Raw genomic sequence first — 21640 nt, 5'->3', positions numbered from 1 at the left:
GGCAGAATGAGTGGCATGCGGATCGGTGAGGTGGCTCAGGCGTCAGGCACGACAGCTAAGACCCTGCGGTACTACGAGGACGTCGGACTCCTCCCCGACCCCGACCGCAGCCCGGCGGGGTACCGGGACTACGGCCCCGAGGTGCTCGACCGGCTGCACTTCATCCGCCGGGGCCAAGCCGCCGGGCTGACCCTGGCCCAGATCGGCCAGGTGCTGGCCATCCGAGACCGGGGCCAGGCCCCCTGCCAGCACGTCACCGACCTGCTCGACACCCGCCTCGCGGTCATCGACCGGCAGCTCGCCGAGCTCGCGCAGCTACGCACCACGATCGCCATCCTGCGCGAGCACGCCACCACTGGCGACCCGGCCACATGCTCCCCCGAGGACGTCTGCCGCTACCTGTGACCCGCGAAGGTCACCGGCCCGTGGCACCATCGCGACATGGCCGATGACACCCAGCAACGATGCTCGTGCTGCGGCCGCCAGCGGCCACGAAGGTCGCTCCACGCACTCGGGAGCGAACCGGCCTACATCTGCCGAAGGTGCGCGCTCTGGGTCGCCCTTCGCATCGCTCGCGACTGAACGACTCCGCCCGCAACGCGGGCACGCCGCCGGCCGCGGCGAACATCGTCGGATGGTGCGCGAAGGAACCAAAGGGCGCGAATGACGACCAATCATCACGCCGCCAGCGCGATCGCGGGCGCCCGTTGCCGCACTCCTCATCCGACGGTCTGAGCTCCACCGCCTGGCAGTGGTCCGAAGCCTGGAGAGGGCATCGGAGCCGGACGGGACCCCCTAACGCTCAGTGGTCCGCCCTCGCAGCGGTTGCGGTCGGTCCAGTTGTCCGTCCCGTAGGAGGAACCCGTTGCGGAGGCGGTGCAGGTCATCGGCGGAAACCCACGCCCGAATGTTCGCAAGACCGCCCGAGAAGGGTTGTCCGGTGACGGTGCGTCATATGGGACGGCCTGTCGTCCCGTAAACGAACGTTTCCGAGCAGGTGCCGGTCCGAGCGTGTTGATTCTGCAAGTCTGCTCCTCGTGCAGAGACCCACTTCCAGAGCTGACCGAGCGGCTTGGTGGCTCATCGGCGTTCTTGGACTCGGGGTCGTTGACAGACTGATCACCGATTGGATCGGTTCTACGGATGGACTGTGGGTCTACGCACCTTCTGCGGTCGCGGTCCTGTTCGTCATCATCACCATGCCCGGCGGAGTCCTTAGCCGTGAACGGCGCGGCGCGAGCCCCCTCGGCCGTCTCATCGCCAGTGTGTTCCTGCTGGCCTACCTGGGTCTCGCCCCCGTGCTGGCCGCTGACGGGCCGGTTGTTCCCACCATCCTGGGGATCAGCCTGCTCGCCATCGCCAGCACCTCATTGACCTGGAATGCGCTGCGCACCCGCCTCTCCATCGATGACGTCGCCCTCGGGGTTGCGCTCCTGTTGCTCGGGGTCGCGGGCCTGTTGCTCGGGGTCGCGACCCTGCTGCTCGGGGTCGCGCTCCTGCTGCTCGGGGTTGCGGTCCTACTTGATAGGGACACCCTGGCCGGGGTTGCGTTCCTGCTGCTCGGGGTCGCGGGCCTGCTGGCCGGGGTTGCGTTCCTGCTGGCCGGGGCCGCGGTCCTACTTGATAAGGCCACCCTGGCCGGGGTCGCGGTCCTGCTGCTCGGGGTCGCGCTCCTGCTGGCCGGGGTCGCGCCGCTCCCCCGCGGCTCGGGCTGCGGTTCCGGCTGAGGCGCCGCCTTGGTGGGCGCGTCAGCTCGGGAGATCGCGGCCCGGTTGTGGTCGCGGAGGGTGCGCCCGGCGCCCTCGGGCTTGGGTGTGGTGTTTGTGGTGGTATCGCGGAGGCTGGTGCGCTTGCGTGCCATCACTTGGCCCCTTCCTCGTCGCGGCCGGTGATCTGCCGCATGGCGTTGCGGTAGTCCTCGGCGATGGCGGAGCCGGGCTCGTAGAGGCTCACGGGCATCCCCGCGGTGTAGGCGTCGGCGGCGGCGACGGCCTTGCGGATGGGTTCGGTCACCTGGCCGGGGAATCGTTCGTTGAGGAGGTCGACGACCTCGCGGTCGAGGAGCTGGCGGGCCTCGAACTGGCCGGGGACGATCCAGTGGACCTTCTGGCCTGGTCGCAGCCTCGGGGCGACGCGCTGGGTGATGACGTCGACCGATGCTCGGGTTCAGGGCAGCCAGGGGTCCTCGCTCACCACGAACCTCAGTCGAGCAGGGCCCGCACGGCTGCGACCGTGTCCGCCTCGACCGCCGTCTTGTCGTCGCGGTAGCGCAGCACGCGGGCGAAGCGCAGGGCGATCCCCGCCGGGTAGCGCCGCGAGGTCTGCACCCCGTCGACCGCCACCTCGACGACCTGCTCCGGGCGCACGTAGACCGTCCAGTCGTCCCGGTGCGTCTCGAGCTCGAGGAAGCGCTCGGTCTGCCACGCGAGCATCTCGTCGGTCATGCCCTTGAAGGTCTTGCCGAGCATCACGAGCCCGCCGTCATCGCCCCGCGCACCGAGGTGGATGTTCGACAGCCTGCCCTTGCGCCGCCCGCTGCCCCACTCCACGGCGAGCACGACGAGGTCGAAGGTGTGCCGCGGCTTGACCTTCGTCCACCCGCGACCACGCGCCCCCGCCGCGTACGGCGACGCGAGGTCCTTGACGACCACGCCCTCGTGCCCGCCCGCGACGAGCTGGTCGAAGAACGCCTCCGCCGCCGCGGGGTCGGCGGTCACGACGCCCGGGACGAGGGCCGACGCCGGCACGAGCGCGCGCAGCGCGGCGGACCGTTCGGCGAAGGGGGCGTCCAGCAGCACCTCGTCGTCCCGGGCCAGCAGGTCGAAGAGGTACGTCGTCAGCGGCGTCGCCTCGCGCAGCGCCTCGACCGAGCGGCTCGACGCGGTCCGGGCCCCCGTCTCCTGGAAGGGTCGCGGCCGCCCGTCGGGCCGCAGCGCGATCGCCTCCCCGTCGAGCACCGCCGACCTCACCGGCAGCGACCGCGCCAGCTCGACGACCTCCGGCAGGCGCACGGTGATGTCGTCGAGCCCCCGCGTGAAGACCCGCACCTCGTCACCGCGCTTGTGCACCTGGACGCGGATGCCGTCGAGCTTCGCCTCGACCGCGACCTCGCCCTCGTGCGCGGCCATCGCGCTCGCGACGTCCGGGGCCGACCCCGCGAGCATCGGCCGCACCACCCGGCCCGTCTCGAGGGTGATCTCGGAGAGCGCCGCCTCTCCCCCGGCCATCGCCGGGGCGACGACGTCATAGGTACGGCCCGCGAGCATCGCCGCCCGGCGCACCACCGCCTCCGGGACCTCGGCCGCCGCAGCCACCGCGGGGATGAGCACCCCGTCGAGCGCGCCCTGCCGCACCTCGCCGAGGAGCAGCGCCCGCAGCCAGTCCTGCTCCGCCGACGTCGCCCGGCCGAAGAGGCCGGTGACGATCTCGACCTTCGCCGCGCGTCCCCCTTCGCCCGCCAGCGCCGACAAGGCCGCGTCGACGTCCGCGACGCTCAACGACGACTCCGCCACCGGCTCGGGCACCGTCGCCAGGGTCCGCCAGCCCACGCCCACCCGGCCCTGCGGCGTGACGCCGGAGAGGTAGGCCGCGACCGCGCGGGCCTGCTCCGGGCCGGCCGCGCGGAGCGCGTCCGCGATGAGCGAGCGTTTCGCCAGACGCGACGAGGTCGCTGCCACCTCGCGGGAGACGGCAACGACCTCGGAGAGCGGGAGCGGGTCCATGCCCGCACGCTAGACCCGCGTCAGTGGCGCATGTGCGTCCACGGCTTGGCGAGCTCGAACCGCCGCCCGCTCATCTCCTTGACCTGGATCTCGACGACGTTGAACTTCTGCGTCGGGACCCACGGCCGCAGCGGGACGTTGTCGGCCCGGTAGGCCTCCTCGCCCTCGAGGACCCGGGCGCTGCCGCGCAGGATGACCGACCAGGCCTCCTCGCTGCGGGTGTCGTCGATCTCGAAGGCGACGTCGGAGTTCATGACGACCCCGAGCAGCTTGTTGCCCTCGGCGGTGCGGAAGAGGATCGTCGAGCCGTCGACGGCGTAGTTGATCGGGGTGATGTGGACCTCGCCGGCGAGGTGGAAGGCCAGGCGCCCGAACTCGTGCTTCTTGAGCTGCTCCCAGCACTCGTCGCGGCTCATCTCGTGGATCGGTGACTCGGTCATCGCGCAGCACCCCTTCGTCGTCACGGTTCGGTCCCCCCATCGTAGGACCGTCGAGGGACGGGCGAAGGGGTGGCCGCCCACCCCGCGTAGGCTGGGGTGATCGACCTCACGCCGGCCCACCGCCGGTGAGGTCGTGCTGCACCCCCGTCTCCCACCAGGAGGGTTTGTCGTGACCGTCGCTCCCGAGGGCCGTCGTCTGCTGCGCGTCGAGGCGCGCAACGCCGAGACGCCGATCGAGCGCAAGCCGAGCTGGATCCGGACCACCGCGAAGATGGGGCCGGAGTACAACCAGCTCCACTCGATGGTCAAGCGCGAGGGCCTGCACACCGTGTGCCAAGAGGCCGGCTGCCCCAACATCTTCGAGTGCTGGGAGGACCGCGAGGCGACCTTCCTCATCGGCGGTGACGTGTGCACACGGCGCTGCGACTTCTGCGACATCGCGACGGGTCGGCCGACGGCCCTCGACATGGACGAGCCGCGCCGGGTCGCGGAGTCCGTGCAGCAGATGGGGCTGCGCTACTCGACGGTGACCGGTGTCGCCCGTGACGACCAGCCGGACGGCGCCGCACGCCTCTACGCCGAGACGATCCGGCAGATCCACGCGCTCAACCCGACAACGGGTGTCGAGATCCTCCCGCCCGACTTCGGGGCGAAGCCGGAGCTCGTCGGGCAGGTCTTCGACGCCCGGCCCGAGGTCTTCGCGCACAACCTCGAGACGGTGCCGCGGATCTTCAAGCGGATCCGTCCGGCCTTCACCTACGACAAGTCGCTCCAGGTGCTGACGATGGCCCGTGAGGCCGAGCTCGTGACGAAGTCCAACCTCATCCTCGGGATGGGCGAGGAGGACCACGAGATCGAGCAGGCGATCCGCGACCTGCACGAGGCCGGCTGCGACATCCTCACGATCACGCAGTACCTGCGTCCCTCGAAGATGCACCACCCGATCGACCGGTGGGTCAAGCCGGAGGAGTTCGTCCACTGGAGCGAGCTCGCCGAGGAGATCGGCTTCAAGGGCGTCATGGCCGGGCCGCTCGTCCGCTCGTCGTACCGCGCGGGTCGGCTGTACGCGCAGGCGATGCGCCGCTGGGGCCGTGAGATCCCGGAGAACCTCGCCCACCTCGGCGAGGGCGAGGGCTCGGCGCGGCAGGAGGCCTCGGCGCTGCTTGCCGCGGGCAAGTCCGGCGCCGCTACCGCGTAAGATCGGCGGCACTATGGCACGCAAGGACACTCCCGCGGCTCCCCAGGAGACGCGCAACCCCTTCAAGCGCATCGCGCAGGTCCACCGGACCGTCAAGACGATCGACCCGCAGATCACGGCGTGGATGCTGCTCGCGTTCGTCGTGGTCATCGGCATCGGTCTGCTCATCGGCTTCCTCATGGGTCACCCGTGGCTGACCCTCATCGTCGCGATCCCCGCGGCGATGCTCGCCGCGATGATCGTGCTGGCGCGCCGTGGCGAGGCCGCGGCCTTCCGGCAGATGGAGGGGCAGAAGGGCGCGACCCTTGGTGGGCTCTCGGCGCTGCGGCGTGGCTGGTACTACGACCAGGAGCCGGTCGCGGCCGACGCGGCGCGGGCGCAGGAGATCCAGAACGCTGCCGTCGTCTTCCGGGCGCTCGGGCGCCCCGGCGTCGTCCTCCTCGCCGAGGGGCCGAAGGCGCGTGCCGCCAAGCTCCTCGAGAAGGAGAAGAAGAAGGTCGCCCGCGTCGCCCCCGGCGTGCCGGTGCACACCTACCACGTGGGCTCCGGCGAGGACGAGCTGCCGGTGAAGAAGATGCGCTGGACGCTCACGCGCCTCAAGCCGGCGCTGTCCAAGGACGAGATCATCGTCGTCAACAAGCGCCTCAAGTCCCTGCCGGGCATCCGCCAGGGCATCCCCGCCGGCGTCGACCCGGCCTCGGTGCGGATGAACCGCAAGGGCCTGCGCGGCCGCTGAGCCAGCACTCCCCCTTCGCCCCCCCCTGTCGCCGCGTCGAGGTATCAACGACCGGTCGGCCGGCCGCTGATACCTCCAATCATGAGGTGCGGATGACGCGAGTGCCGGCAGCCCTGTCGTGCATGCCGTCCCCGTTGCCGTCGGTGATGACCGCCGGGATGACGAGGCAGAGCAGCGCGGCGCGGATGACGCCCTGGAGGATGGTTGTCTGCGGGCGGTGCACGGGGGCGACCGCCACACCGACGAGACGGTGACCGAGCGAGCCGCCGGCGAGGGGCACGAGCAGCGCGTGCTCGACGAAAAGGATGAGCAGCGGGTACCAGCTCTGCTGGGCCGGCGTGATCTCGGTGAGCTGCCCGATGAGCCCGAAGGTGATGGCCAGGCAGGCCATCCAGTCGATCGCGATACCGACGAGTCGACGCAGAAGGCTGGGTCTGGACGGCTCAATCTGGCTCACGCAGGGCCACGATACGGTGTGTAACACGGCGGAAACACTTGGGTCATGGTCGGGAAACCGGGCCTGCCTACGGTGTTCTCACACCACCCGGCTGGCCGGATCGCCAGTCGACTCACCAGGAGGACGGCTTTGTTCAGCAGCCCCGAAGAGGTCCTGAGCTACATCAAGGACGAAGACATCAAGTTCGTGGACATCCGGTTCTGCGACCTGCCCGGCGTCATGCAGCACTTCAACGTGCCGGCCGAGAGCATCGACGAGGACTTCTTCACCGAGGGGCAGATGTTCGACGGGTCCTCGATCCGGGGTTTCCAGGCGATCCACGAGTCCGACATGAAGCTCGTCCCGGATGTGAAGACGGCCTACGTCGACCCGTTCCGGGAGGAGAAGACGCTCATCATGAACTTCTCCATCGTCGACCCCTTCACCGGTGAGCCGTACAGCCGCGACCCGCGCAACATCGCCGCGAAGGCCGAGGCCTACCTCAAGTCCACTGGCATCGCCGACACGGCGTACTTCGGCGCCGAGGCCGAGTTCTACGTCTTTGACGACGTCCGCTTCGAGACCAAGGCCAACGCCGGCTACTACTACCTCGACTCGATCGAGGCCGCGTGGAACTCCGGTCGCGAGGAGGAGGGCGGCAACAAGGGCTACAAGACCCGCTTCAAGGGCGGCTACTTCCCCGTCCCGCCGGTCGACCACTTCGCCGACGTCCGCGACAAGATGTGCCTCAACATGGCCAAGGTCGGCCTCCAGGTCGAGCGCAGCCACCACGAGGTCGGCACCGCGGGTCAGCAGGAGATCAACTACCGCTTCAACACGCTGCTGCAGTCCGGCGACGACATCATGAAGTTCAAGTACGTCATCAAGAACACCGCGTGGGCGTTCGGCAAGACGGCGACCTTCATGCCGAAGCCGATCTTCGGTGACAACGGCTCGGGCATGCACACCCACCAGTCGCTGTGGAAGGACGGCGAGCCGCTCTTCTACGACGAGCAGGGCTACGGCGGCCTGTCCGACATGGCCCGCTGGTACATCGGTGGCCTGCTCAAGCACGCCCCGGCGCTGCTCGCCTTCACCAACCCGACGGCGAACTCCTACCACCGTCTGGTCCCGGGCTTCGAGGCCCCGATCAACCTCGTGTACTCGGCGCGCAACCGCTCCGCGTGCATCCGCATCCCGATCGCGGGCAACTCCCCGAAGGCCAAGCGCATCGAGTTCCGGATCCCGGACCCGTCGGCCAACCCGTACCTGTGCTTCGCCGCGCAGCTCATGGCCGGCCTCGACGGCATCAAGAACCGGATCGAGCCCCCGGAGCCGATCGACAAGGACCTCTACGAGCTGCCGCCGGAGGAGCACGAGGCCATCGAGCAGGTCCCGACGACCCTCCCCGAGGTGCTCGTCGCGCTGGAGAACGACTACGAGTTCCTCCTCGAGGGCGACGTCTTCACCGAGGACCTCATCGAGACATGGGTCGCGTGGAAGCGTGAGAACGAGGTCGCGCCGCTTCAGCTGCGGCCGCACCCGCACGAGTTCGAGATGTACTTCGACATCTGATCGGAGTGCAGAACGAAGGGGTCCAGGACGACGGTCCTGGACCCCTTCGTCGTCCTACGCTGCCGTCATGAGCCCCGCCCCCGCCCTGGACAAGCCCACCGTCGGACTGGCCGCGCTCTTCGCGACCTCCGGAGTGATCCACATGGTCAGGCCCCAGGTCTTCGAGTCGATCATCCCGAAGCCGCTCGCGGGCTACCGCCTAGAGCTCGTCTACGCCTCGGGCGTCGCCGAGATCGCGTGCGCCGCAGGCCTGCTCCACCCGGCCACCCGCAAGGCCGCCGGGCTGGCGAGTGCCGCACTGCTCGTCGCAGTCTTCCCCGCGAACGTCCAGATGAGCGCCTCCCAGGGCAGGAGGGCTCAGCGCAAGGGAACGCCGCAGGCGCAGGCGTTCTTCGCCGGCACACTGGCGCGCCTCCCCCTCCAGTGGCCCCTCATCCGCACCGCCCTGCGGGCCGCCGGCCGCTGACCCCTTCGCCCTCAACGTGGCGAAGATCAAGCCGCCCACCCGGGACGGCCGAGCCCCTGTCGAGGACAATGACGGCAGCCCGACCACCGAGGAGAGCACAGGATGACCACCCCGAGCGAGACCCAGCCCGAGCAGCAGGCGCACGTCCTCTACGACAAGGACGGCAAGCCGACGACGGACCGGCCGTGGATCATCCGGACCTACGCCGGCCACTCGAGCGCCCGCGCCTCCAACGAGCTGTACCGCAGCAACCTCTCGCGCGGCCAGACCGGCCTCTCCATCGCCTTCGACCTGCCAACGCAGTGCGGCTACGACTCCGACGACCCCATCGCGCGGCCCGAGGTCGGCAAGGTCGGCGTGCCGATCAACAGCCTCGACGACTTCGAGATCCTCTTCGACCAGATCCCGGTCGAGGAGATGAACACCTCGATGACGATCAACGGCACCGCCATGTGGCTGCTCGCCCTCTACGTGGCGCTCGCCCGGGAGCGCGGCGTCGACGTCGCCGAGCTCAAGGGCACGACGCAGAACGACCTCATCAAGGAGTACCTCGCCCGCGGGACGTACATCTACCCGCCCGAGGCGAGCCTGCGGATCATCGCGGAGATGTACGAGTTCACCCTCGCCGAGGTGCCGTCGTGGAACGCCTCGAACATCTGCAGCTATCACCTCCAGGAGGCCGGCGCGACCCCGGTCCAGGAGCTCTCCTTCGCCCTGGCCAACGCGATCAGCCTGCTCGACCTGCTCAAGGAGCGCGGCAACATCGGGCAGGACGACTTCGAGCGCTCCGTGGGCCGCATCTCCTTCTTCGTCAACTCGGGCATCCGCTTCGTCGAGGAGATGTGCAAGATGCGCGCGATGACGGAGATGTGGGACGAGATCACCAAGGACCGCTACGGCGTCCAGGACGCTCGGTACCGCCGCATGCGCTACGGCGTGCAGGTCAACAGCCTCGGACTCACCGAGGTCCAGCCGGAGAACAACGCGTGGCGCATCCTCATCGAGGCGCTCGGGGTGACGCTCAGCCGCGACGCCCGCGCCCGAGCCGTGCAGCTCCCGGCGTGGAACGAGGCGCTCTCGCTCCCCCGCCCGTGGGACCAGCAGTGGTCGCTGCGGCTCCAGCAGATCCTCGCCTACGAGACCGACCTGCTCGAGTACCCCGACCTCTTCGAGGGCAGCGTCGTCATCCGCTCGAAGGTCGACAGCCTCAAGGCCGAGGCCTACGCCGAGATCGAGAAGATCATGGGCATGGGCGGGGTCATCGGCGCCATCGAGAACGGCTACATGAAGTCGGCGCTCGTGAAGTCGATGTCGGAGCGCTTCAGCCGGATCAACGCCGGCGAGCAGCTCGTCGTCGGCCTCAACAAGTGGACCGACGGCATCGAGTCGCCGCTGCTCAGCGGTGACGACGGTGGTCTCTTCACGGTCACCGCGGAGTCGACCCAGGAGTCGCTGGACAACCTCGAGCAGACCCGCCGGACCCGCGACCAGGCCCGCGTCGACGCCGCGCTCGAGGCGCTCAAGACCGCGGCCCGTGACGGCAGCTCCATGATGGAGCCCTCGATCGAGTGCGCCCTGGCCCGCGTGACCACCGGCGAGTGGGCCCACGCCCTGCGCGAGGTCTTCGGCGAGTACCGCCCGGCGACCGGTGTCGACGGCCAGAAGCTCACCCTCGAGGGTGACCGGGTCGAGGCACTGCGCTCGCGCATCGACGCGCTCGCCGAGGAGATCGGTCACCGGCCGCGGCTCGTCGTCGGCAAGCCCGGCCTGGACGGCCACTCCAACGGCGCCGAGGTCATCGCGGTCTCCGCGCGGCACGTGGGCTTCGACGTCGTCTACTCGGGCATCCGGCTCAGCGCGCAGGAGATCGTGCGCTCCGCGGTCGAGGAGAGCGCCGACCTCATCGGCGCCTCGGTCCTCTCCGGCTCGCACGTCGAGCTCGCCCGGCAGATCATGCAGGGTCTCGAGGACGAAGGGGTCAAGGACGACGTCGCGGTGATCCTCGGCGGGATCGTGCCGAAGGGTGACTTCCAGGCCCTCACCGACCTCGGGGTCGCGAAGATCTACACGCCGGCCGACTACGACATCCTGGACATCATGGAGTCCTTCGTCGGGATCCTCGAGGACAAGGCGCGCTCGTGACCCGCGGCGCGGACCTCGCGGGGGCCGCGCTCTCGCGTCGGCGCTCGGACGTCGCGCGTCTCGTCTCGCTCATGGAGGACACGCGCGTCTCCCGGGCGGGCGAGCGTGACGAGGCGATCGCGGTGCTCGAGGAGGACGCCCGCTCGCGGGGTCACCGCAGCACGGTCCTCGGGATCACCGGCACGCCCGGCGCGGGCAAGTCCTCGCTCGTCTCCGCGGCGACGCGGGAGATGCTGCGGCTCGACGCGGAGGCGACCATCGCCGTCGTCGCGGTCGACCCGTCGTCGCAGATCACCGGCGGCGCGCTGCTCGGTGACCGGACGCGGATGACGACGTCGGTCGAGGAGGAGCGGCTCTTCTTCCGCAGCCAGGCGTCGGTGACGGCGCTCGGTGGGCTCGCTCCCCCGACGTACCTCGTCGTGCGGGCGCTCGTGTGCCTCTACGACTACGTCATCGTCGAGACCGTCGGCATCGGCCAGAGCGAGGCCGACATCAAGCACCTCGCCGACACGGTCTATCTCGTGATGTCACCCGGCGGCGGCGACGACGTGCAGATGCTCAAGGCGGGGATCGTCGAGATCCCGGACGCCTTCGTCATCAACAAGGCCGACTCCCCCGGCGCCCAGACGGCGTACCACCAGCTGCGCGGGGCGCTCTGGCTGGCGCGTCCTGTCGACGCGGACTCGGTGACGGTGATGCTCACGTCAGCGCGTCGCGGTGACGGGGTGGCCGAGCTGGCCGGCGAGATGCTCAGGCACCGTGAGGTCGCGGTGCCGCCGGAGGCCGTGGCCGAGCGGGCGGCGCACTTCTTCGAGCTGTGGGTGCGCGACGAGTGGGGCCGGCAGGGCCTGCGGGCGCTGCGTCCCGACCCGTCGATGGGTGGTGCCTGCGACCCGGTGGCCGGCTTCGGTGCGGCCCAGGCCGCCTTCGGCGAAAGGATGCGCGAGCACCTCACCGCCAGCCGGCCCTGACCCACGCCCTGCCCCTTGCAGGCGCACGAGCCAAGGCTCCTACCCGCTCTCCTGGGTAGGAGCCTTGGCTCGTGCGACGTGTGGGGCGAAGGGGGTCAGGCGGCGACGAGGGCGAGACCGGCGTAGGCACCGTCGCGCTCGATGAGCTCGGCGTGGGCGCCCTGCTCGACGACCCGGCCCTCGTCGAGGACGACGATCTGGTCGGCCCGCTCGATCGTCGAGAGCCGGTGGGCGATGGTGATCGTCGTCCGGCCCGCGGCCAGGGTCTCGAGGGCGACCTGCACGGCCCGCTCCGTCTCGTTGTCGAGCGCGCTCGTCGCCTCGTCGAGGACGAGCACCCGCGGGTCGCGCAGGATCGTCCGGGCGATGGCGATCCGCTGCTGCTCCCCGCCGGAGAAGCGGTAGCCCCGCGACCCGACCACCGTGTCCAGACCGTCGGGCAGCGACGCGACGAGGTCGGCGACCTGCGCGGCGGCCAGCGCCTGCCACAGCTGCGCGTCGGTGGCGTCGGGCGCCGCGAGCAGGAGGTTCTCCCGGATGCTCGCGTGGACGAGGTAGGTCTCCTGGCTGACCACGCCGACGATCGCAGCGAGCACCTCGGGGTCGAGGTCGCGGACGTCGACGCCGTCGATCGTGACCCGCCCGGCCGTCGGGTCGTGCAGCCGCGCAACGAGCGAGGCGAGCGTCGACTTGCCCGAGCCAGTGTGCCCGACGAGGGCCAGCGAGCTGCCCGCCGGCACGGTCACCGAGACCCCGGCGAGGGCGTCCCGGTCCGACCCGCTGTACCGGAAGGTCACGTCCTCGATGCGGACCACGCCGCGGACCCCCTTCGGGTCGAGCGTCACCGGGTGGGCAGGCGCGACGATCTCCGGCTCGAGGTCGAGGTACTCGAAGACCCGGCTGAAGAGGGCCATCGAGCTGACCCACTGGGCGCCGACGTTGAGCAGGCCCATGAGCGGGCGGAAGATCCCGGCCTGGAGGGTCGTGAAGGCGATGAGCGTGCCGATCGTCATCCCGCCCGAGGTCGCGGGGAGACCGGCGGCGAGGTAGATCGCGGCGGGCACGGCGGCGAAGACGATCTGCATCGTCGCCATCCGCCAGCGCCCGGCGAGCTGGCTGCGCATCTCGAGGTCGATGAGGTCGTGGCTGACGGTCGTGAATCGCTCGGCGTCGCGGCGGGTCGTGCCCATGAGCTTGGCGAGGCGGATGCCGCTCACGGACAGGCCCTCCTCGATCCGGACGTGGAGGTTGGCCAGCGCCGACTGCTGCCGGGCGGTGATCTCGCGGCGCAGCAGGGCGACCTTGCGGGTCAGCCACACGGCCGGCGGCACGACGACCAGGGAGATGAGCGAGAGCCGCCACGACAGGGCAACCATCGCGACGGCCGTGGCGATGGCGGTCGTGAGGTTGCTCGCGATCGAGGTGGCGGTCGTCGTCACGACGCCCTGCATGCCGCCGACGTCGTTGATGAGCCGCGACTGCACCTCGCCGGCGCGCGAGCGGGTGAAGAAGCCGAGCGACTGGCTCTGCAGGTGGGTGAAGAGGCGGGTGCGCAGCGTGTGCATGACCTGCTGGCCGACCTGCGCGCTCATCCAGGTCTGGACGACGCCGAGGAGCGAGGTGACGATCGCGACGCCGACCATGCCGGCGACGACGAGCAGGAGCAGCCGCACGTCCTGCTGCGGGATCGCCACATCGACGACCTCCCGCACGAGGAAGGGCTGGGCCATCGAGACGACGGAGATCGCGACGATGATCGCGGTGACGACCGCGAGGACCCGGCGGTGCGGGCCGAAGAGAGCCGCGACCCGGGCGAAGGGGACGGGGCGGGCCTGGAGCTGTGCCCGGTCCTTGGGGTCGATCCGGCGGGGGCCTCCACCGCCGCTACGCACGCCGGGGCCGCCGCGGCCGCGCTCTGGGTTCATCGGGATGTCGGTCATACGCACCCCTCCTTTCATTACTGAGGTTGGCTCACAATGAGGGTAACGCACGGTCTCGCGATAGCATTCCCAGCACCATGACGCCCACCACCGACTCCCCCGAGCCGCTCGGCGAGCTCTTCCTCGCGACCTCGCGGCGCCTGCGTCGGCAGACGATGGAGGCCTTCGCGCCGCTAGGGATCACCCCGCACCAGGCCCGGACGCTGCGGACCGTGCTCGCCGAGGGGCCGATGCGGCTCGGCGTCCTCGCCGGCCGCCTGCGGATCGCACCGCGCAGCGTCACCGACGTCGTCGACAGCCTCGTCGAGGCCGGGTGGGTCGCCCGCTCCCCCGACCCGGACGACCGGCGCGCCACCGTCATCGAGGTGACCACGTCCGGGCGTCGGCAGGCCGAGGCGGTCGAGGCCGTGCGCCGCGAGGCGAGCGGGCGCTTCTTCGACGCCATGCCCCCCCAGGACCGCGCCGAGCTCAAGCGGATCCTGGGCGACTTCCTCGCCGACTGACTCCCCGTGATCGCACGAGCCAAGGCTCGTGCGAGTGGTTGGGGGCGGCGACGGTCGCACGAGCCAAGGCTCGTGCGACGGAGGCAGGTCAGGTGTCGAGGAAGAGGTCGAGCGCCGGGTCGTCGCCGCCGCCGTAGCCGGAGAGGTCGGTGACACCCTCCTCGGCAAGCACCTCGTCGTCGATGAAGAAGCGGCCGGTGCACCCCCGCGGGTCCCGCGTGAGGATCGCGTGCGCGGCGTCGGCCATGATCTCGGGCGTCCGGCTCCGGGCAGTCAGCTCGTCGCCGCCGAGGAGGTTCTGCACCGCGGCGGTCGCGATCGCCGTGCGCGGCCACAGGCTGTTGGCCGCGATGCCGTCGCCGCGCAGCTCCGCCGCGAGCCCGAGGGTCACCAGGCTCATGCCGTACTTCGCGATCGTGTAGCCGAGGAAGGCGCCGGCCCAGCGGGGGTTGAGGTTGATCGGCGGCGAAAGGTGAGGATGTGCGCGGCGTCGGAGTGGCGCAGGTGCGGCAGCGCGGTCTTGGCGAGGAGGAAGGACCCGCGGCAGTTGATGTCCTGCATGAGGTCGTAGCGCTTCATCGCGAGGGCACTCGTCGACGACAGGTCGATGGCGCTCGCGTTGTTGACGACGATGTCGATGCCGCCGAACCGCTCCACGGTCGCGGCGACCGCCGACTCGACGGACGTGTCCTCCCGCACGTCCCCGACGATCGCGAGGGCCTGGCCGCCCGCGGCCTCGATCTCGGCGGCCGCGGTATGCACCGTCCCCTCGAGGCTCGGGTGCGGCTGGTCGGTCTTGGCGAGCAGCACGACGTTGGCACCGTCGCGGGCGGCGCGCCGCGCGATCGCGAGACCGATCCCGCGGCTGCCGCCCGACATGAGCAGGGTCCGTCCGGCGAGTGTCCTGCTCATGCGTACCTCCAGGTGGGTAGGAGCCTTGGCTCGTGCGAGGGGTCGGGGGCGATAACGGTCGCACGAGCCTTGGCTCGTGCGAAAGGGTGGGGAGTGGGGTCAGGCGGGGAGTCCGTCGAGACGGGCGAGGACCTGGAGCATGACCTCGTCGGCGCCGCCGCCGATCGAGGCGAGCCGCACGTCGCGGAAGAGCCGGGCGGTCCACGTCTCCTCGATGTAGCCCATGCCCCCGTGGTACTGCAGGCAGGTGTCGGCGACCTCACGGACGAGCCGGCCGGCGACGAGCTTGGCGACCGACGCCGCCCGGGTGATGTCCTCGCCGACGAGGTGCATCTCGCACACCCGCAGGTTGTGGCTGCGCACCAGCTCGACCTGGGCCTGGAGCTCGGCGAGGCGGAAGGCGACGTGCTGCTTCGTCGCGAGCGGGGTGCCGAAGATCTCGCGCTCGTGGACGAACTGCCGCGTCCGGGCCAGCGCCTTGTCGCACGTCCCGGCCGCCGAGTACGCGGCGAACATCCGCTCGATGATGAACTGCGACATCTGTTGCTGGAAGCCGCGCCCGATCTCGCCGATGGTGTTGCGCACCGGCACCCGCACCTCGTCGAAGACGAGCTCCGCGGTGTCGGAGCTGCGGTTGCCGAGCTTGTCGAGGGTGCGCGAGACCGAGAATCCTGCGGAGTCCGTCGGCACGATGATCTGCGACATCCCCTTGTAGCCGCCCTCGTCGGAGGTGCGGGCGAGCAGGCAGATCCAGTCGGCCTGGGTGCCGTTGGTGATGTACATCTTCTGGCCGCTGATGACCCAGTCGTCCCCGTCGCGGCGGGCGCGGGTGCGCAGCCGCGAGACGTCGGAACCGGTATCGGGCTCGGTCACGCCGATCGCGGTGACCGCGGTCCCGGCGATCGCCGGCGCGAGGAACTGCGCCTTTTGCTCCGGAGTCCCGAAGCGCGCCAGCGACGGCGTCGCCATCATCGACTGGACGCCGATGGCCATCGAGACACCCGCGGTGTCGCTCCGCCCGAGCTCCTCGGCGGCGACCATCTGGAAGCTGTGGTCCACCCCTTCGCCCCCGTACTCGGGGTCGTACTCGAGACCGAGCAGGCCGACGGCGGCCGCCTTCGGGAAGAGCTCGTGGGCCGGGAAGCGGCCCGCGGCCTCCCACTCGTCGGCGAAGGGGTTGACCTCGGTGTCGACGAAGTGGCGGACGGCGGCGGCGAGGTCACGGTGGTCCTGGGTGAGCTGCATGAGGGTGACGGTAGGGACGCGTCTCGAAAAAAGCAAGCGTGCTTGCTTTTTTGAGAGGAGGCTGGGACTCTCCTCGCCATGAGCGAGATCTCCGACTTCCTCGACGAGTGCGCCGACCTCGACGCCCTCGTCGCCGACCTCCCCGACGAGGACTGGTCGCGCGACACCCCAGCGAAGGGGTGGACCGTCGCCCACCTCGCGTGGACCGACGAGGTCGCGCACCTCAGCGCGACCGACCCCGAGGGCTTCCAGGCCGTCGTGCAGGAGGCGATCGCCGACCCCTTCGGCTATGTCGACGTCAAGGCCGCCGAGGGCGCCGCCCTCCCCCCGGCCGAGCTGCTCGCCCGCTGGAGGGAGAGCCGCACCCGGCTCGGCGAGGCCCTCGAGTCCCTCGACCCGGGCGCGAAGATCGCCTGGTTCGGCCCGCCGATGAAGCCCCGCTCGATGGCCACCGCCCGCCTCATGGAGACCTGGGCGCACGAGCAGGACGTCGCCGACGCCCTGGGTATCGAGCGCACCCCGAGCGACCGGCTGCGCGGCGTCTGCCACCTCGGGGTCCGCACCCGCGACTTCGCGTACATCATCAACAACCGCGAGCTTCCGACCGAGCAGTTCCGCATCGAGCTCGACGCCCCCGACGGCTCGACGTGGGAGTGGGGGCCGCAGGACGCGTCCGAGCGGGTCACTGGCCCGGCCACGGACTTCGCGCTCGTCGTCACCCAGCGCCGCGACACCGCCGACACGGCCCTGCGGGCGACCCCCGTCGCTGCGGACTGGCTGACCTTCGCCCAGGCCTTCGCCGGCGCGCCCCGGAGCATGCGCCCGTGAGCGCCACGGTGGGCCGCGACCCCGAGGTCCTGCGGATCGGCAACTGCTCCGGCTTCTACGGCGACCGGCTCTCGGCGATGCGCGAGATGCTCGAGGGCGGCGAGCTCGACGTGCTCACCGGCGACTGGCTCGCCGAGCTGACGATGCTCATCCTGCTGCGCGACAAGATCAAGGACGAGAGCACCGGCTACGCCAAGACCTTCCTGCGCCAGGTGCAGGACTGCCTCGGGCTCGCGCTCGACCGGGGCGTCACCCTCGTCGCCAACGCAGGCGGGGTCAACACGCCCGGCCTCGTCGCGGCGATCCGTCAGACCGCCGCCGACCAGGGCCTCGACGTCACCGTCGCCCACGTCCGCGGCGACGACCTCGGCCCGCGTGCCGGCGAGCTCGGCCTCGGCACCCCGATCGGGGCGCACGCCTACCTCGGCGGCTTCGGCATCGCGCGCGCGGTCGAGTCCGGCGCGGACGTCGTCGTCACCGGGCGGGTCAGCGACGCCTCGGTCGTCCTCGGCCCCGCGATCGCCCACTTCGGGTGGACCCGCGACGACCTCGACGCGCTCGCCGGGGTCACCGCCGCGGGGCATGTCATCGAGTGCGGCACGCAGGCGACCGGCGGCAACTACCCCTTCTTCACCGAGGTCCCCGACCTCGTCCGCCCCGGCTTCCCCATCGCCGAGGTCGGCCGCGACGGGTCCACGATCATCACCAAGCACGAGGGCACCGCCGGCGTCGTCAACGTCGACACCGTCACCAGCCAGCTGCTCTACGAGATCGGCGACGCCCGCTACGCCGGGCCCGATGTCACCACCCGCCTCGACTCGCTGACGCTCACCCAGGAGGGGCCGGACCGGGTCCTCATCAGCGGGGCGAAGGGGGAGCCGCCGCCGCCCGAGGTCAAGGTCTCGTGCACCGCCTTCGGCGGCTTCCGCAACGAGATGACGATGGTCCTCACCGGTCTCGACATCGAGGCCAAGGCCGACCTCTTCCGGCGCCAGTTCGAGGACGCCCTGACCACCTCGCCCGCCGAGGTCACCTGGACGCTCGCCCGGACCGACCACGAGGACGCGTCCACCCAGCAGCAGGCCGCCGCCCTGCTCACCGTCGTCGGACGCGACGCCGACGCGAAGGTCGTGGGCCGCCCCTTCGCCAACGCCGCCGTCGAGGTGGCCCTCGGCTCCTACCCCGGCTGCCACCCCACCGCTCCCCCGACGAACGCCGACCCGTACGGCGTCTTCGTGCCGCGGTACGTCCCCCAGGAGGCCCCGGTGCACGAGGTCGTCCTCGACGACGGCACCGTCGAGCGCATCGAGGCGCCCACGGTCACCCAGGCGCTGGAACCCCTTCGTCCAGAACCCGCCGTGGACCCTTCGAGGACCGTTCCTCGCACCTCGGGGACCACGAGGCTGCCGCTCGGGACGATCGCGGGGGCTCGCGCGGGCGACAAGGGCGGCGATGTCAACGTCGGGGTGTGGGTGCGCGACGACGCGCCCTACCCGTGGCTCGTCGACCTCCTGACCGAGGCGACCGTCCGCGAGCTCCTGCCCGAGACGGCCGAGCTCGACCTCGAGATCACCCACCTGCCCAACCTGCGCGCCGTCAACGTCGTGATCCGTGGCCTGCTCGGCCGTGGCGTCGCGTACAACGCGCGCTTCGACCCGCAGGGCAAGGGCGTCGGCGAGTGGCTGCGCTCGCGGCACGTCGACATCCCCGTCGACCTGCTCCCCTCGTCCTCATCGACCCCCGAGAAGGACCCCGCATGACGCACGCAGACTGGAGCAGCGAGGAGCTGCGCGCCCTGCGCGAGACGACCACCCGGTTCGTCGAGCGCGAGGTGCTCCCCCACCAGGCGCAGTGGGAGGAGGACGGCGAGCTGCCCCGCGAGCTCCACGCGAAGGCCGGGTCGCTCGGCCTCATCGGCGTCGCCTTCCCCGAGAAGGCCGGCGGCGGAGGCGGGGGCCAGCGCGAGGCCGTGACCGTCGGCGAGGCCCTCCACGAGGCCGGCGCCGCGGGCGGGGTCTACGCCTCGCTCTTCACCGCCGGCATCGCCTGCCCGCACATCGTCACCGCCGGCGACCAGAGCCAGATCGAGCGGTGGGTCGCCCCCACCCTGGCCGGGGAGATGATCGGCGCGCTCGGCATCACCGAGCCCGGCGGCGGCTCCGACGTGGGCGCCCTGCGCACGACCGCCCGCCGCGACGGCGACCACTACGTCGTCAACGGCGCCAAGACCTTCATCACCTCGGGCGTGCGCGCCGACTTCGTGACGACCGCGGTGCGCACCGGCGGCGACGAGCACCAGGGTGCCCGTGGGCTCTCGCTGCTCGTCATCGAGCGCGGCACCCCCGGCTTCGAGGTCTCGCGCCGGCTCGCGAAGATGGGCTGGCGCTGCTCCGACACCGCCGAGCTCTCCTTCACCGACGTCCGCGTCCCGGCGGAGAACCTCGTCGGCCCGGAGAACGCCGGCTTCCTCCTCATCGGCAGCGCCTTCCTCAGCGAGCGGATCGGCCTGGCCGTCCAGGCGTACTCGCAGGCGCAGCGCTGCCTCGGCCTCGCGACGGCGTGGTGCCGTGAGCGGAGCACCTTCGGGCAGCCGCTCATCGCCCGCCAGGGCATCCAGACCACGCTCGTCGAGATGGCCCGCCGCATCGACGTCGCGCGGACGTACACGCGCTCGATCGTCGACCGCTACGAGTCGGGCGAGCAGCTCATCGACCTCATCCCCCAGGTCTGCTTCGCGAAGAACACCGCGACGGCGACCGGCGAGTGGGTGGCCAACCAGGCCGTCCAGCTCTTCGGCGGGATGGGGTACATGGCCGAGAGCGAGGTCGAGCGGCAGTACCGCGACGTCCGCATCCTCGGCATCGGCGGCGGGACCGTCGAGATCCTCAACGACATGGCCGCACGACGACTGGGACTGACCGCATGAGCACCCTCCGCAGCACCCTCGACCCGAGCACCGACGAGGCCCGGGAGGCCCGTGAGTCGATGCTCGCCGCCCTCGACGAGATCGCGGTGGAGGTGGACAAGGCCGTCATGGGCGGCGGCGAGAAGTCGATCGCCCGCCACCGTGGCCGCGGCAAGCTGCTCGCCCGTGAGCGGATCGAGCTGCTCCTCGACGAGGACTCCCCCTTCCTCGAGCTCTCCAGCCTCGCCGGGTACGGGACGCAGTTCACCGTCGGCGGCAGCGTCGTCGGCGGCATCGGTGTCGTCTCCGGCGTCGAGTGCCTCGTCGTCGCCAACGACCCGACGGTCAAGGGCGGCGCGAGCAACCCCTCGTCGCTGAAGAAGAGCCTGCGCCTGCACGAGATCGCCCTGCAGAACAGGCTGCCCGTCATCACCCTCGTCGAGTCCGGCGGCGCCGACCTGCCGACGCAGAAGGAGATCTTCATCCCCGGCGGGGCGATCTTCAAGAACCTCACCCGGCTCTCCCGCGAGGGCATCCCGACGGTCGCGCTCGTCTTCGGCAACTCCACCGCCGGCGGCGCCTACCTGCCGGGCATGAGCGACCACGTCGTGATGATCGAGGAGCAGTCCAAGGTCTTCCTCGCCGGCCCGCCGCTGGTCAAGGCGGCCACGGGCGAGGACAGCGACGACGAGTCGCTCGGCGGCGCCGAGATGCACGCCCGCACCTCGGGCCTGGCCGACTACTACGCGCTCGACGAGCAGGACGCGATCCGGCTCGGCCGCCGCATCGTCGCCCGGCTCAACTGGCACAAGGCCGCCGGCCCGGTCACCACCGAGCCGCTGCCCCCGCGCTACCCGGCCGAGGAGCTCCTCGACATCGTCCCGCCCGGCCTCAAGGCCCCCTTCGACCCCCGTGAGGTCATCGCGCGGATCGTCGACGACTCCGACTTCGACGAGTTCAAGCCGCTCTACGGCGGATCGCTCGTCACCGGGTGGGCGCAGCTGCACGGCTACCCCGTGGGGATCCTCGCCAACGCCCGCGGCGTCCTCTTCAGCGAGGAGTCGCAGAAGGCGGCGCAGTTCATCCAGCTCGCCAACGCCTCGAGCACGCCGCTGCTCTTCCTGCACAACACGACCGGCTACATGGTCGGCAAGGAGTACGAGCAGGGCGGCATCATCAAGCACGGCGCGATGATGATCAACGCGGTGTCGAACTCGACCGTCCCGCACATCTCCGTGCTCCTCGGCAACAGCTACGGCGCCGGGCACTACGGCATGTGCGGCCGCTCGTACGACCCACGCTTCGTCTTCGCCTGGCCGTCGGCGCGCTCGGCCGTCATGGGGGCCAAGCAGCTCGCCGACGTCGCCTACAACGTCTCGAAGGCGTCGGCGCTGGCGCGCGGCAACGACTTCGACGAGGAGGGCATGAAGGCGGTCCGCGAGATGATCGAGGGCCAGATCAACGCCGACTCCATGCCGATGGTCCTCTCCGGGCTCGTCTACGACGACGGCATCATCGACCCGCGCGACACCCGTGACGTCCTCGGCATCGCCCTGTCCGCCATCCACACCGCGCCGGTCGAGGGCTCCTCCTCCTTCGGCATCTTCCGAATGTGAGCGCC

The 21640-nt window shown here is 70.8% G+C and carries 19 protein-coding genes and 1 pseudogene; 13 read left to right on the top strand and 7 right to left on the bottom strand.

The annotated features are described in order from the left end of the window. Positions 1-15 precede the first annotated feature (15 nt). A complete protein-coding gene (locus JNO54_RS08330; protein WP_028708020.1) occupies positions 16-405 on the top strand; it encodes a heavy metal-responsive transcriptional regulator in 390 nt (129 codons plus the stop codon). 860 nt (positions 406-1265) lie between these two features. After that, on the top strand, positions 1266-1727 hold the full coding sequence (locus tag JNO54_RS08325; protein ID WP_204143484.1) for a hypothetical protein: 462 nt from the start codon (positions 1266-1268) through the stop codon (positions 1725-1727). Between the two features lie 133 nt (positions 1728-1860). Here JNO54_RS08325 and JNO54_RS08320 read toward each other — a convergent pair whose 3' ends face one another. The 3 genes from JNO54_RS08320 to JNO54_RS08310 form a co-directional block, all read right to left on the bottom strand. After that, a complete protein-coding gene (locus JNO54_RS08320; protein ID WP_204143483.1) occupies positions 1861-2013 on the bottom strand; it encodes a hypothetical protein in 153 nt (50 codons plus the stop codon). Positions 2014-2201: 188 nt separating this feature from the next. After that, positions 2202-3722: an ATP-dependent DNA ligase gene (locus JNO54_RS08315; RefSeq protein WP_204143482.1), complete on the bottom strand. Its 1521-nt coding sequence runs from the start codon at positions 3720-3722 to the stop codon at positions 2202-2204. Between the two features lie 20 nt (positions 3723-3742). Then, positions 3743-4162 (bottom strand): pyridoxamine 5'-phosphate oxidase family protein, encoded by a 420-nt coding sequence (locus JNO54_RS08310; protein ID WP_204143481.1) that lies wholly within the window; start codon positions 4160-4162, stop codon positions 3743-3745. Between the two features lie 169 nt (positions 4163-4331). Here JNO54_RS08310 and lipA point away from each other — a divergent pair, with 169 nt between their 5' ends. Both lipA and JNO54_RS08300 read left to right on the top strand, forming a co-directional pair. After that, positions 4332-5360: a lipoyl synthase gene (lipA, locus tag JNO54_RS08305; RefSeq protein WP_204143480.1), complete on the top strand. Its 1029-nt coding sequence runs from the start codon at positions 4332-4334 to the stop codon at positions 5358-5360. Between the two features lie 13 nt (positions 5361-5373). Continuing rightward, the gene (locus JNO54_RS08300) at positions 5374-6096 is read left to right on the top strand and encodes a DUF4191 domain-containing protein (protein WP_204143479.1); all 723 of its coding nucleotides are present in this window, start codon (positions 5374-5376) and stop codon (positions 6094-6096) included. A 79-nt stretch (positions 6097-6175) separates the two neighbouring features. Here the strand turns inward: JNO54_RS08300 and JNO54_RS08295 are convergent, their stop codons facing one another. After that, positions 6176-6553, bottom strand: a complete 378-nt coding sequence (locus tag JNO54_RS08295) for an RDD family protein (RefSeq protein ID WP_204143478.1) — start codon at positions 6551-6553, stop codon at positions 6176-6178. A gap of 129 nt (positions 6554-6682) precedes the next feature. Here JNO54_RS08295 and glnA point away from each other — a divergent pair, with 129 nt between their 5' ends. From glnA to JNO54_RS08275, 4 genes are all read left to right on the top strand, one after another. Then, positions 6683-8107 carry a type I glutamate--ammonia ligase gene (gene glnA, locus JNO54_RS08290; protein ID WP_233703213.1) on the top strand — a complete coding sequence of 475 codons (1425 nt, stop codon included), beginning with the start codon at positions 6683-6685 and terminating at the stop codon, positions 8105-8107. Between the two features lie 67 nt (positions 8108-8174). Then, positions 8175-8573, top strand: a complete 399-nt coding sequence (locus tag JNO54_RS08285) for a DoxX family protein (protein WP_204143476.1) — start codon at positions 8175-8177, stop codon at positions 8571-8573. Between the two features lie 102 nt (positions 8574-8675). Further along, the gene (locus JNO54_RS08280) at positions 8676-10715 is read left to right on the top strand and encodes an ethylmalonyl-CoA mutase (RefSeq protein WP_204143475.1); all 2040 of its coding nucleotides are present in this window, start codon (positions 8676-8678) and stop codon (positions 10713-10715) included. Next, the gene (locus JNO54_RS08275) at positions 10712-11686 is read left to right on the top strand and encodes an ArgK/MeaB family GTPase (RefSeq protein WP_204143474.1); all 975 of its coding nucleotides are present in this window, start codon (positions 10712-10714) and stop codon (positions 11684-11686) included. Before JNO54_RS08280 ends, JNO54_RS08275 begins: the two co-directional genes overlap by 4 nt. A 95-nt stretch (positions 11687-11781) precedes the next feature. On the opposite strand, the gene JNO54_RS08270 is transcribed toward JNO54_RS08275, so the two are convergent. Beyond that, positions 11782-13626, bottom strand: a complete 1845-nt coding sequence (locus JNO54_RS08270; protein ID WP_204143473.1) for an ABC transporter ATP-binding protein — start codon at positions 13624-13626, stop codon at positions 11782-11784. A 77-nt stretch (positions 13627-13703) separates the two neighbouring features. Between JNO54_RS08270 and JNO54_RS08265 the strand changes: the two genes are divergently transcribed. Continuing rightward, positions 13704-14129, top strand: coding sequence for a MarR family winged helix-turn-helix transcriptional regulator (locus tag JNO54_RS08265; RefSeq protein WP_204143472.1), 426 nt, complete (start codon positions 13704-13706; stop codon positions 14127-14129). Between the two features lie 88 nt (positions 14130-14217). Here the strand turns inward: JNO54_RS08265 and JNO54_RS08260 are convergent. Both JNO54_RS08260 and JNO54_RS08255 read right to left on the bottom strand, forming a co-directional pair. Further along, positions 14218-15041, bottom strand: a pseudogene (locus JNO54_RS08260) (SDR family oxidoreductase). Positions 15042-15140: 99 nt separating this feature from the next. Further along, positions 15141-16286 (bottom strand): acyl-CoA dehydrogenase family protein, encoded by a 1146-nt coding sequence (locus JNO54_RS08255; RefSeq protein ID WP_204143471.1) that lies wholly within the window; start codon positions 16284-16286, stop codon positions 15141-15143. Positions 16287-16364: 78 nt separating this feature from the next. Here JNO54_RS08255 and JNO54_RS08250 point away from each other — a divergent pair, with 78 nt between their 5' ends. Genes JNO54_RS08250 through JNO54_RS08235 form a run of 4 tightly spaced genes read left to right on the top strand, consistent with a single transcriptional unit; the run spans position 16365 to position 21635 of the window. Then, positions 16365-17114, top strand: a complete 750-nt coding sequence (locus tag JNO54_RS08250; RefSeq protein WP_204143470.1) for a TIGR03084 family metal-binding protein — start codon at positions 16365-16367, stop codon at positions 17112-17114. Next, positions 17111-18874 (top strand): acyclic terpene utilization AtuA family protein, encoded by a 1764-nt coding sequence (locus tag JNO54_RS08245; protein ID WP_307818124.1) that lies wholly within the window; start codon positions 17111-17113, stop codon positions 18872-18874. Before JNO54_RS08250 ends, JNO54_RS08245 begins: the two co-directional genes overlap by 4 nt. Then, on the top strand, positions 18871-20040 hold the full coding sequence (locus JNO54_RS08240; protein ID WP_204143469.1) for an acyl-CoA dehydrogenase family protein: 1170 nt from the start codon (positions 18871-18873) through the stop codon (positions 20038-20040). The genes JNO54_RS08245 and JNO54_RS08240 overlap by 4 nt, the downstream gene beginning before the upstream one ends. After that, entirely contained in the window at positions 20037-21635 is a 1599-nt protein-coding gene (locus JNO54_RS08235) for an acyl-CoA carboxylase subunit beta (RefSeq protein ID WP_204143468.1), read from the top strand. Before JNO54_RS08240 ends, JNO54_RS08235 begins: the two co-directional genes overlap by 4 nt. Positions 21636-21640: the final 5 nt, after the last annotated feature.

It is taken from the genome of Janibacter endophyticus (assembly GCF_016888335.1).
GTDB classification, from domain to species: domain Bacteria; phylum Actinomycetota; class Actinomycetes; order Actinomycetales; family Dermatophilaceae; genus Marihabitans; species Marihabitans endophyticum.
This window is presented reverse-complemented; position numbering and strand designations above follow the sequence as displayed.